11 protein-coding genes and 1 pseudogene are annotated in these 12,481 nt (G+C 37.5%); 8 read left to right on the forward strand and 4 right to left on the reverse strand.

Going from position 1 to position 12,481, the window contains the following annotated elements; all coding sequences use genetic code 11:
- Nucleotides 1–18 precede the first annotated feature (18 nt).
- From rimO to HNR32_RS05400, 3 genes are all read left to right on the forward strand, one after another.
- Complete coding sequence (gene rimO / locus HNR32_RS05390) at nt 19–1,353, forward strand: 30S ribosomal protein S12 methylthiotransferase RimO (protein WP_260162442.1); 1,335 nt, start codon at nt 19–21, stop codon at nt 1,351–1,353.
- Nucleotides 1,354–1,365: 12 nt separating this feature from the next.
- A complete protein-coding gene (locus tag HNR32_RS05395; RefSeq protein ID WP_183860443.1) occupies nt 1,366–2,613 on the forward strand; it encodes a competence/damage-inducible protein A in 1,248 nt (415 codons plus the stop codon).
- Between the two features lie 68 nt (nt 2,614–2,681).
- Nucleotides 2,682–4,280 carry a DEAD/DEAH box helicase gene (locus HNR32_RS05400; protein ID WP_231038148.1) on the forward strand — a complete coding sequence of 533 codons (1,599 nt, stop codon included), beginning with the start codon at nt 2,682–2,684 and terminating at the stop codon, nt 4,278–4,280.
- A 47-nt stretch (nt 4,281–4,327) separates the two neighbouring features.
- Here HNR32_RS05400 and glmM read toward each other — a convergent pair whose 3' ends face one another.
- From glmM to cdaA, 4 genes are read right to left on the reverse strand one after another with little or no spacing between them, the layout of a single operon-like run.
- Nucleotides 4,328–5,674 carry a phosphoglucosamine mutase gene (gene glmM / locus HNR32_RS05405; protein ID WP_183860445.1) on the reverse strand — a complete coding sequence of 449 codons (1,347 nt, stop codon included), beginning with the start codon at nt 5,672–5,674 and terminating at the stop codon, nt 4,328–4,330.
- Nucleotides 5,675–5,700: 26 nt separating this feature from the next.
- Nucleotides 5,701–7,308, reverse strand: a complete 1,608-nt coding sequence (locus HNR32_RS05410) for an NAD(P)/FAD-dependent oxidoreductase (RefSeq protein WP_183860447.1) — start codon at nt 7,306–7,308, stop codon at nt 5,701–5,703.
- A gap of 20 nt (nt 7,309–7,328) precedes the next feature.
- Nucleotides 7,329–8,264, reverse strand: coding sequence for a CdaR family protein (locus HNR32_RS05415; protein WP_183860449.1), 936 nt, complete (start codon nt 8,262–8,264; stop codon nt 7,329–7,331).
- Nucleotides 8,261–9,085, reverse strand: a complete 825-nt coding sequence (gene cdaA, locus HNR32_RS05420) for a diadenylate cyclase CdaA (protein ID WP_183860451.1) — start codon at nt 9,083–9,085, stop codon at nt 8,261–8,263. The genes HNR32_RS05415 and cdaA overlap by 4 nt, the downstream gene beginning before the upstream one ends.
- Nucleotides 9,086–9,394: 309 nt before the next feature.
- Between cdaA and HNR32_RS05425 the strand changes: the two genes are divergently transcribed.
- The 5 genes and pseudogenes from HNR32_RS05425 to HNR32_RS05445 all read left to right on the forward strand — a co-directional run bounded on the left by HNR32_RS05425 (nt 9,395) and on the right by HNR32_RS05445 (nt 12,425).
- The gene (locus tag HNR32_RS05425) at nt 9,395–10,102 is read left to right on the forward strand and encodes an MBL fold metallo-hydrolase (RefSeq protein WP_183860453.1); all 708 of its coding nucleotides are present in this window, start codon (nt 9,395–9,397) and stop codon (nt 10,100–10,102) included.
- 84 nt (nt 10,103–10,186) lie between these two features.
- Nucleotides 10,187–10,651 (forward strand): annotated as a pseudogene (locus HNR32_RS05430) (peptidylprolyl isomerase); the annotation flags it as partial.
- A 2-nt stretch (nt 10,652–10,653) separates the two neighbouring features.
- Entirely contained in the window at nt 10,654–10,923 is a 270-nt protein-coding gene (locus tag HNR32_RS05435; protein ID WP_183860457.1) for a GIY-YIG nuclease family protein, read from the forward strand.
- A 25-nt stretch (nt 10,924–10,948) separates the two neighbouring features.
- A complete protein-coding gene (locus tag HNR32_RS05440; RefSeq protein ID WP_260162443.1) occupies nt 10,949–11,920 on the forward strand; it encodes a nitronate monooxygenase in 972 nt (323 codons plus the stop codon).
- Between the two features lie 250 nt (nt 11,921–12,170).
- Nucleotides 12,171–12,425 carry a MotA/TolQ/ExbB proton channel family protein gene (locus HNR32_RS05445; protein ID WP_183860461.1) on the forward strand — a complete coding sequence of 85 codons (255 nt, stop codon included), beginning with the start codon at nt 12,171–12,173 and terminating at the stop codon, nt 12,423–12,425.
- Nucleotides 12,426–12,481 lie beyond the last annotated feature (56 nt).

The raw sequence follows: 12,481 nt of genomic DNA on the forward strand, positions 1-12,481 counted from the left end.
TATTTTGGAGGAAGTATTTTGCTTAAAGTTGGATTTGTTAGTCTGGGATGTTCGAAAAACCGTGTCGATACGGAAGTGATGCTGGGGATTTTAAAGAAAAATAATATTGAGATAGTGTCAGAGCCATCAGAGGCGGATATATTAATAGTAAATACCTGTAGTTTTATTGAGTCGGCCAAAGAAGAATCTATTACAACTATTTTGGCGATGTCTGAATATAAAAATAATGGAAAATGTCGTTCGTTAATAATTGCTGGCTGCTTAGGACAGCGCTATGGTCAGACTTTATTGGATGAAATTCCTGAAGCTGATGCCATTGTTGGCACAGATGCCTGGGATAGAATAATGGAAGCGGTAGAAGCATCTTTGAATGGGGAAAGAATCGTAATAATTGGTAAAGAGACGATTTATCATCAGGATACACCGCGTATAATTACTACGCCATCTTATAGTACAAATGTTAAGATTGCTGAAGGCTGCAATAATAGATGTGCTTTTTGCTCAATACCTTTAATCCGCGGTAATTACCGCAGCCGCTCTATTGAAGATGTAAAAACCGAAGTAATTAATCTAACACGAAATGGTGCCAAGGAGATAAATTTAATAGCGCAGGATACCACTAATTATGGTGCTGATTTGTATGGCAAGGCTAGTTTGGCTAAATTATTGGGGGAGTTAGTAAAAATAAAGGAACTGCCATGGCTTAGAATCCAATATGCTTATCCGCAGGGCTTGACCGATGAGGTTATTGATATAATGGCTTCAGAGGAAAAAATTTGTAATTATGCTGATATTCCATTACAGCATGCGCATAATGCTGTGCTAAAAAAAATGCATCGTGCTGATACAGTTGAATATATTGAGGAAATAATTGGTAAGCTTAGAATGAAGATGCCGGATATATCACTGCGTTCAACGTTTATCGTTGGTTTTCCTGGAGAGACTGATGCGCAGTATCAAGCCCTGCGCAATTTCGTAGAAAAACATCGCTTTGATAAGGTTGGTGTATTTACTTATTCGCGTGAAGAAGACACACCTGCTTATGATATGCCTAATCAAGTTGCGGAAGAAATAATGCAGGAGCGTTATCATGATTTAATGAGTCTGCAAAGTAAAATTTCAGAGGATATTAATAAAAACTTGGAAAACAAAGTAATGGATGTTTTAATTGAAGGCCGGGATACTGAGCAGGAAAATGTTACTTATGGTCGTTCATATCGTGAAGCGCCGGAAGTAGATGGACAAATATATGTAGAAGAAGATGCCGACAGCAAGCCGGGCGATATTATAAAAGTAAAAATACAGCAGGGGTTTGTCTATGATTTAGTAGGAACAAAGATTGCAGAAAGATAAGGTGGAAAAGCTATGCGTGTGGAATTAATAACTACCGGCAGTGAGCTTTTATTGGGGCAGATTGTAAATACTAACAGTGCTTATATGGCAGCTAAGTTAAATAACATGGGGTTTGATGTACTTTATCAGACTACTGTAGGGGATAATTATGACCGTATGAGGGATGTCATTAAAAATGCACTGTTGCGGTCAGATATAATTATAACTACAGGAGGCTTGGGCCCGACACAAGGCGATATAACAAAATATGTCTGTGCTGAAATAACTGGTCATCAAATGATCAAACATCAGCAAAGCCTTGAACAGATGAACATACATTTTGTTAAGCGTAATATACCAATGACCGATAATAATATGCGGCAGATTTTGGTACCGGAAAGTTCTTATGTACTTATGAACCATAATGGGATAGCACCGGGGATTGTGCAGGAGTATAATAATAAATATATTATTAATCTGCCTGGCCCGCCACGTGAAATGAAGGATATGTTTGAACGGGAGCTAAGACCATTTTTGCAGAATAAATTTGGTTTTTCGCAGGTTATTCAATCACAGGTGTTAAATACATTTGATATTGGTGAATCTTTACTGGAAACAAAGATAAAAGATCTCATTTTAGCGCAGAAAAATCCAACATTGGCACTTTTAGTACGCCCCAGCGGTGTTATAATAAGAGTTACCGCTAAAGGAAATGATTTCTCCGATACTGAAAAAATTATTGAACCAGTTAAACAGGAAATATATCGACGTATTGGCGAATATATATATGCTGAAAATGATGAGAATATGGAAACGGTTACGGGCAATATGCTTAAGCAGAAAAAATTGACCATAGCCTGCGCTGAATCATGTACAGGGGGATTACTGACAAGTCGTCTTACTGATATACAAGGCAGTTCCGATTATGTAATGGGCAGTGTGGTATCTTATTCTAATAAAGTAAAGATGGAGCAATTACAGGTGCCGCAGGAAGTTTTGCAGATTAAAGGTGCTGTCAGTGAAGAAACAGCTGAATTTATGGCACAGGGTGTGCGTAAAAATCTGCATACTGATATAGGTGTTGGTATTACAGGAATTGCCGGACCCGATGGCGGTACTGATGACAAGCCCGTGGGATTAGTCTATATTGCGGTAGCAGGCCAGGGAAAAACAACTGTTTCCAGAAATTTATTTTCAGGAAAACGTCACGAAATAAAATATCGTGCTACCCAAAAGGCGTTAAATATGATAAGGTTATATTTAACGCAAAATATGAGTTAATAATTAACCTAGTTAATAGGTTGCATTGGTACAGTCCTTGGATTGTACAATAATAGGAGGATATATATTTGAAAAATGAAGTACAGCAATTTGGTAATCTGGAATTAAGCAAGAAGGTTGTTACGGCCTTAAAGGACATGGGATTTGAAGAACCATCACCAATCCAGAGCCAGACGATTCCTTTAGTTTTAGAAGGACTTGATGTATTAGGTCAGGCACAGACAGGAACAGGAAAGACAGCTGCCTTTGGTATACCTACAGTAGAAAAAATAGATGAAAGCAATCGTAATGTTCAGGCATTGGTTATTGCGCCAACCAGAGAATTAGCAATTCAGGTTGCTGAAGAATTAAATAAAATCGGTAAATATAAACGCACAAAAACATTACCAATTTATGGTGGACAGATGATCGATCGCCAGATACGTGCTTTGAAAAATGGCGTAAAAATAGTTGTTGGAACGCCGGGACGTTTGATCGACCATATAAATAGAAAAACCATCAAACTCGATGATATAAAAACCTTGGTTTTAGATGAAGCTGATGAAATGCTTGATATGGGTTTTGTTGAGGATATAACAAAAATAATGTCACATATTCCTAAAGAAACTCGCCAGACTTTATTGTTTTCAGCAACATTGCCAGCACCTATTGAAAAATTAGCACAAAAATATATGAAAAAGCCAAAAAAAATATTGATAAGCAAAGAACATCTTACTGTGCCGCTTATTGATCAGATTTATTATGAAACACGTGATAAATTTGATGGCTTATGTCGTGTACTGGATGTTGAAGGCACTGGGAAGTTTATTATTTTCTGCCGCACCAAAAAGGGTGTTGATGACCTTATTGCATCATTAGATGCCAGAGGGTATATGGCAGGTGGTCTGCATGGTGATATGAACCAGGCACAGCGTCAAAGAGTGATGAAGAAATTCCGTGATAATAAGCTCGACATATTAATTGCGACAGATGTTGCGGCACGTGGTATTGATATCGATGATATCAGCCATGTAGTCAATTACGATATTCCACAGGATCATGAATCTTATGTACATCGCATCGGCAGAACTGGTCGTGCTGGCAGAAGTGGTATAGCTATTACTTTTATTGAACCGCGTGAATATCGTCAGTTAAGACTTATTGAAAAACTAATTAAACATCGCATGATACGCGGTCAATTACCAACATCAGCTGATGTATTGGAACTACAGAAAGAATCAATAAAAGACAAATTAGTTAAAGTTCTGCAAAAAAATAATTATGCTGATTATCATATGATTATTTCTGATTTAGTGGCTGATAATTATGATTCACTCGATATAGCAGCGGCCGCTGTAAAATTATCAGTTGAAGGCTTAAAGGATCGTGAGGATGAGGGCAGCGGCAATATAACTGAAAAATTCAGCAATAGTGGCGGAGCACCTGGAATGGTCAGATTATTTGTCAATATTGGTCGTAACCAAAAAATTCGTCCCGAAGATATTGTTCGTTTTATAGCAACCGAAGCTGATATTCCTGGCAATATTATCGGTGTAATAAATATCTATGATAAATTTACCTTTGTGGAAGTGCCTAATAGTGTTGCTGAACGAGTAATTTCAGTGATGCATAGAAATACCTTAAAAGGCTATAAGATTAACGTAGAACCAGCTAGAGGCCGCAATTAAAAATAAAAAAATAAAACCTGAGGAAATTTTCCTCAGGTTTTATTTTTTTATCCCTGTGCTTGTTTTATAACATCACCGATGGAGTGACAGATATCTTCAAGTTGAGTTTGATTTGGTCCTTCGGCCATAACGCGAATTAATGGTTCAGTACCGGAAGGACGAACAAGAATACGTCCATTGTCACCAAGCTCTTGTTCGCCGCTGGCAATTGCTGCTTTTATGGATTCATTATTTTCCCAGCCGTCTTTGCTGGCAACTTTTATATTCAATAATAATTGCGGATAACTTATCATAGCGTCGACAATGGAAGATGCTTTTACATTATTGCCAGCCATATGAGCAAGTACCTGCAATGCCGTTATTAAACCATCACCAGTAGTGGCAAAATCTTTAAAAATAACATGGCCGGATTGTTCGCCGCCTAAATTATAATTATTTTGCAGCATGTTTTCTAAAACATAACGATCACCGACAGCCGTTACTTCAACATGGCAGCCATTTTCCTGCAGTACTTTATGAAAACCAATATTGGCCATAACAGTAGAAACAACAGTGTTGTTATTGAGGCGTCCCTGTTTTTTCATGGCAATAGCACAAGCAACAAGGATATGGTCACCATCAATGATACGACCCTTTTCATCAATACATAAACAGCGATCCGCATCGCCATCGTGAGCAATACCAATAGCAGCTTTATGGCTAAGTACTTCTTTTTGTAATTCTTCTAAATGTGTAGAGCCGCAGTTATCATTTATATTAATACCATCGGGATTATCGTTTATAACGATTAAGCTGGCACCTAACTGGCGCAGTACAGCGGGCATTGTTTCGTAAGCGGCGCCATTAGCACAATCAAGAACAATTTTCAGCCCTTCAAGTGAAACTTTGCAGGTTGATGCCACATAATCGATATAGTCATGAATCAAATCATGACGGTAATCGATAGTACCGATGTTTTTCCCGACAGAGCGGGTGAAAGTATCGTTTGTACTAATTTTATCAACAATCTCAGCTAGTTCATCTTCAACTTTATCAGGTAATTTATAGCCATCACCACCGAAAAACTTTATACCATTATCGTGGAATGGATTATGCGAAGCTGATATGACAATCCCTGCTTTGGCATGGTGTTTCTTGGCTAGATAAGCAATAGCAGGAGTTGGGATAATGCCCGTTATTATTACTTTACCGCCGGCAGAACAAATGCCAGCCGCTAACGCTGATTCAAACATAGCTCCGGAAATTCTAGTATCACGACCGATAAGAATCTTAAAGGAGTCGTGATCTCTGCCAAAATATATAGCAGCTGCGCGGCCTAATTTATAGGCGAGCTCAGCGGTTAATTCCTTATTTGCTTCACCACGTACACCATCGGTTCCAAAAAGTCTACTCATTAAAAAAATCTCTCCTCAAAATTATCTTATTTATTAGAAAAAATATAGCTTAAAGCGGCGTTTACACCATCAACAGCGGCACTCATTATACCACCAGCATAGCCAGCACCTTCACCAACTGGATATAAACCAGAAGTATTGAGGGACATAAAAGTGTCCTTGTCACGCAAAATACGGCATGGTGCTGAAGAACGCATTTCTAAACCGGTCATTACAGCATTTTTATGAGCAAAGCCGGGCAGTTTTTTATCAAAGTGACTAAGTGCTGCTTCTAAAGCTATGGCTGTAGAAGCAGGCAGACAATCATGCAGATCAACAGGCTTTATGCCAGGTGCATACGTAGGCGCTGTCAGGAATTTATCATTGCCTGATTGATGGCTGAGATAATCCCCCACCGTTTGGACGGGCGCAAAATAATTGCTGCCAGCTAATTTAAAAGCCAAGTGTTCATAATGGCGTTGAAACTTAATCCCATCTAAGACATTGCTGCCAAATTCAGCAGGGCCTACAGGTGTTAATAAGGCGCTGTTGGCAATGCCGGAATTTCGTTTATAATAACTCATGCCGTTAGTGGTAATTTGATTTTCTTCGGAAGCAGCGGCTACGACTTTGCCGCCAGGGCACATGCAGAAAGAATAACAGGATAAATTGTGTTGGCGATCCTGAAAAGTTAAATTATAATCTGCCGTTGGCAAAAGTGGATTGCCGGCATCGACACCATATTGTGTACTGTCAATTAAATTTTGCGGATGTTCGATGCGTACACCAATGGCAAATGGTTTAGCCTGCATCTGTATATTTTTCTTATAGAGCATTTCGTAGGTATCACGGGCGCTATGACCAATTGCTAAAAATAGAGCCTGACAGTCAATAATAGTATGATCAGCAAGGGTAATGTTTTTTATACTGTTGTTTTCTATTGTGATATCAGTTAACTGGCTGGCAAAATGAATTTCACCGCCAGCCGCAAGAATTTTTTTACGTAGATTTTTTACAACTGTATGCAAAATATCGGTACCAATATGTGGTTTATGCAGATATTTTATTTCAGCTGGTGCGCCAGCTTTGACAAAGTCAGTTAATATCTCCTGCATTTTGGGATCGTGGACGCGAGTGGTGAGCTTTCCATCGGAAAAGGTTCCAGCACCGCCTTCACCAAATTGGACATTGGAGGCAGGATTAAGCTGACCTGTCTGCCAGAAATTTTTTACATCCTGGTGACGTGTATCGACATCATTACCTCGCTCGAGAATTATTGGTTTATAGCCATAACGGCAAAGTGTCAGAGCACAAAAGATGCCAGCTGGACCAAAGCCTGCGATTACGGGGCGTACTGGTGTTTTTACTGCAGGTATATCAGTAATTGGTTTAATGGAATCCTTGATAATTTCAATATTTTTCTTTTTAGCTAAGCTGCGCAGTATATTAGAACTTAATTTACTATTTATAGTAATATCCAGTGTATATACATAATAAATTGGAGCATTGTTATAACGACGGGCATCAACCGCTTTACGGATAACGGTTACATGGGAAATTAAACAGGTTTGTAGTTTTAAAGCTCGGGCTGCTATTATTGTAAGAGCAGTATCGTCATCGAAGACAACATTTATGTTTTTTATGCGAATTAACAAAGGGCACCTCAAATTTTCTATCAATTTTTATTATCAACTTTTTTTTCAGATATTTTTATAGTAACGGCAACGCTGTCATTGGAGACTGTAATACCATCCGGCACCGCAATTTTTACAGTCTGCGTAGCTGAGCCGGTGAGCTTTTGCAATGATATTTTTTCAGTATTAAGTGAATTTACTGTACTGATTATTTCAGGATTACCAGTAATTTCCACTTTATCCGGCGAAGCCTTTAAGGAATCAAGAATATAACTTTCTGGTAAATCAGAATCGGCAATAGGTTTTATAGTAACTATTTTTTTAGTCAAACCACGCGCCATAAAAATACTGGCTTTGACCGTTGAGTTTAATAAAGTGATATCAGAAACTTCTTTATTATTGCTGTTGACGGCGCGTAAAGGAACAATAACATTGAAATCTTCCTTATTGTTATCAAGCCCAATATAACCAACGGCACGGCGGATGGTATTAACTTGTGAACGCGGCCCCTTCACCGTGATGGTATTAGCTGATTGTTTTATTTCAGCCACAACCATATCAGCAGCTGGTTTACCAGACAGCTGTAAGTCAATTGGAATTTGTTTTTCAATTATTTTGTCGACAGTGAATTCTACTTTCTCTGGCGATAAAGCTAAAAGCTGGAAGCCGGCCGGCAGCTTCACGTGTATAGGGACAATATGTGTCCCCTCTGTTATGTCTTTTAAATCAGCATAAGCTTTAAAATCAGAACTGTCAATTGAAGCGAATAAGGAACGGGGAGCTTTTACTTTAACCGTAATTTTATCAGTTTTATGTAATATTTGATAGCCGGCAGGTGCATTGATAACGCTGAGATTAATATCAATAGAGCTGGTTATTGAAGGGTTCTGTTCATTCATGACATAGAGCCACAGACCCAATGCTAAAAATAGTGAGATACATTTTAAAAATAAATTTTGTTTAAAAAATCGTATCATTTTTTATCGTTCCTCCAGCTTCTGATAAAATCTCTAAATACAGAGGATTTTTGTGAGAATAAAGGTATAAGATACTGCTTAAGCTGGTCAGAATCGAGATGACGATAAATTCGGCCATGTTCAGCAACGGAAATTGTACCAGTTTCTTCGCTGACTACTACAATAACAGCATCACATTGTTCTGATAGACCAATAGCGGCACGATGACGGGTACCAAGCTCAGTACTTAAAGTGCGGTCATCTGTCAACGGAAGCAGGCAGGCCGAAGCAATGATTTTTTTACCGCGGATTATAGTAGCTCCATCATGCAGTGGGGTATTGGGGATAAAAATATTCATCAATAGTTCTGAAGAAACAATACCTTCTATAAAGATACCATTAGAAGAAACGTCATCAAGTCCCATCTCTCGCTCAATAACGATCAGGGCCCCAATTTTTTTTTGTGACATACGCATTATAGCTGAATCAATTTCGCTGACTAAGCCACGAGCTTCCTGAATATCAAGTAAATTGGAGCGGACAAATAATCGACCCTGCCCAATATGCTCAAGCGCACGGCGCAGCTCCGGCTGAAATACAATAGGCAGTGCAACAAATAATAATGTAACTGTTTTTTGCAGCAGCCAATAAATTACATGCAGACCCAGCCAGTCACTTATCATAGTCAGGACCAAAAGAACAATAAGCCCCTTTACTAAAGTGATAGCACGAGTATTGGTCAGCATTTCATATAATTTGTATAAAATAATTGCAACTATTATTATATCGATGACATCAAGAATACCAATCGTCGATAGTAATCCTTTAATTTCTGATAACATTATTAATTCTCCTAAAGAAAAATATACTATTTAATTTGGATATTTGGCAAATAAATCCTTGTTCCCTATTGTTTTAAACAGTTACTATATATTATATAATAGCAGAACTGTTATTGATAGTCTAAAAATAACTATAGAATATTAAATAATTATGTATTATAGTCCTAAACATAGTAAAAAGTCTACTATTATTCTATCATTATATTATCATTAACAGCAAATGTTATTGAAAAAAATATAAGTATTGACATAAATACAATATTATTAATACAATAATTATGTACTCCGTTTAGGAAAGGGGAGATGATAATGGCAGCTGAAGCACAAATAACCTATTTATATAATAGTGGTTTTATCGTAAAAATAAAGTCGTGCGCATTGGTTTTTGATTATTATCGTGATGATAATCAAGATACAGCCAATATATTACAGCAATGTGATAGGGCGTATTTTTTTGTATCACATAGTCATTTTGATCATTGGAATAAAGATATTGCAGTTTTTGCCGGTAAGACAAATAAATATTTTTTAAGCTATGATATTCATGATGCTGGACAAATACCAACAGAAAAAATAGTTACTTTAGATGAATATGATAATTATAGTGATGAAAATATTATAGTAAAATCATTTAGTTCAACTGATGCTGGTATATCATTTTGGCTGCAGCTCGATGAATGGCAGATATTTCATGCCGGGGATTTTAATTGGTGGCATTGGCAGGGAGACAGCGAACGAAATAATGCTTTTGCCCGAAATGGTTTTAATAAACAAATGAAAAAATTGACGGGGTTGAGTGCCGATATTGCTTTTTTTCCAGTTGACAGGCGCTTAGAGGCCGCTTATGATTGGGGTGTTAAAGAATTTTGTCGGCAGACAAATGTGAAAAACTTAGTAGGTATGCATAATGCTGATAGAAAAGCATGCAGCTTAGCAGCTGATTTCGCAGGAACGAATAAAAGCATCAGCACCTGGTTTCCAGAAAAACCAGGTGAAACAAAGACAATATATAAATAATTTAGTCTGACACTCAATAAGATTTTATTGAACGATCGGATTGAAAATAAGTATTATTTTAAGGAGACATTTAAATTGAGTAAAAACCGTATTGCCGTATTTAAAACAAACAAAAAGGATTTTGAAATTGAACTATTTGAAGATAAGGCCCCTATAACAACGAAAAATTTTATTGATCTTGTAGAAAAAGAATTTTATGATGGACTTATTTTTCATAGAATTATTGCTGATTTTATGATTCAGGGCGGTGATCCAGATGGAAATGGTACAGGTGGTCCTGGCTATACAATCCCTGATGAATTTGATGCAGATCTGCAGCATGATAGTGAAGGTGTATTATCAATGGCTAATGCCGGTCCTAATACTGGCGGTTCACAATTTTTTATAACGTTAGTGCCTACACCATGGCTTAATGGACATCATTCCGTTTTTGGCAAGGTTATAAAAGGTATTGAAAATGTGCAGGAGATTGGTCAGGTCGCTACTGATTATCAGGATAGACCATATGAAGATATTGTCATTGAAAAAATAGTTATAAAAGAAGCGTAATAATGAACTGTTACACTTATATAGTTAAATGCAGCGATAACAGCCTTTATACTGGCTGGACAATGGATTTATCTAAGCGTGTAAAAGCCCATAATGCTGGCACTGGTGCTAAATACACAAGAATGCGACGTCCCGTTAAGCTTTTCTATTATGAAGTGTTTGCAACTAAAACGGAAGCGATGCACAGGGAATATTGTATAAAACAATTGACCCGTATGCAAAAGTTGGAACTATGTCGTCTTTTTGCTGACAAAATTTTGCAAAAGTGCTAACATATAAATATTATCAATAATAAATATGCTTGAACAGGAGGATGTAGATTTTATGCAGCGATTAATAACCGAAGTATTAAATATTAAATACCCAATAATTCAGGGGGGGATGGCATGGATATCCGAAGCTGAGTTAGCTGCCGCAGTATCGAATGCTGGCGGTGCTGGTATTATCTCCAGTGGTGGACGAACAGTGGAATTTGTTCGCGAGCAGATACGAAAAGCAAAGAGTCTTACCGATAAACCTTTTGGTGTTAACATGATGCTTATGGCTCCTAATAAGGATGAAATTTTTGAGGTTATATGCGAAGAAAAACCTGATTTTGTCACATTGGGTGCGGGCAATCCTGTACCATATTTTGATAAACTTCATGCAGCTGGTATAAAAGCAGTGCCAGTAATTCCTAATGTGAAACTTGCTAAAAGAGTAGCGGCAGCCGGAGCTGATGCTTTGGTAGCCGAAGGTATGGAAGCTGGCGGACATATTGGTGTGCTTACTACTATGGCCCTTATGGAACAGGTAATTCCTGCTGTTGATATTCCGGTAGTTATGGCCGGTGGTTTTGTTGATGGACGTGGTATTGCAGCAGCTCTTCTTATGGGAGCGGGAGGTGTACAATTAGGTACGCGTTTCTTAATTGCAGAAGAATGCAAAGTTCATCCTAATGTAAAAGAAAGATTATTACAGGCGGTTGATACCGATACAATTGTTACAGGCTATACTTTAGGAGCAGCTGTACGTGGGTTGAAAAATAAATTTTCCATTGATTTTGTGGAAAAGGAGAATACTGGTGCCGCCACTAAGGATGAACTTATAAAAATGGCTACTGGGACAAATAAACTGGCAGCAGTAGAAGGTGATGTCGAACATGGAATGGTTCAGGCAGGGCAATCACTTCTTCCCCTAAATAAGATAGAGCCAGCTAAAGATATAATTGAAACATTGATAATAGAAACTAAAGCTGCTTTAAATAAAGCGCAAAATATTAATATTTGACAGCACTTTATTAGGCGGTAATTGTAAAAACGACGAAGTATTTCTTCGCCGTTTTTATAATTTATACATATATATTGGCAAAAAAACAGGAATTTGTCTATTGATATCGAATAATAATAGACAGTAAAAATCCTAAAAATATTTTGGATAATATAAAAAATTAATAGGATTTTTCGTATAGGATAGGGAACTTATATATATTATCATTGAAATTTAGAAAAGGGATTAAACATCCAGGGAGGAATTTAGCTTGGAAAAATCTACGCTTATAGGTTTATGCGCAGGCTTTATATCATTAGGAATTGGTTATGTAATGAAGGGCGCAGATCCATCAATATTACTAACACCAGCAGCGTATTTAATTATTATAGGGGGAACAATTTCTTGTTTGTTTACAGGTTTTACCATGGAACAGATGAGCGTATTCCCTAAATTGATTAAATGGGAGCCGCACACTCGTGACTTCAGTCGTGAGTTAGGCGACCAAACTAGTCAGTATGTATAGAAATATGCATATAGAGATTGGCAAAAGACCAATCCAATACTGCTTGAAATGCTGGA

The organism is Pectinatus brassicae (genome assembly GCF_014201835.1).
GTDB classification, from domain to species: domain Bacteria; phylum Bacillota; class Negativicutes; order Selenomonadales; family Selenomonadaceae; genus Pectinatus; species Pectinatus brassicae.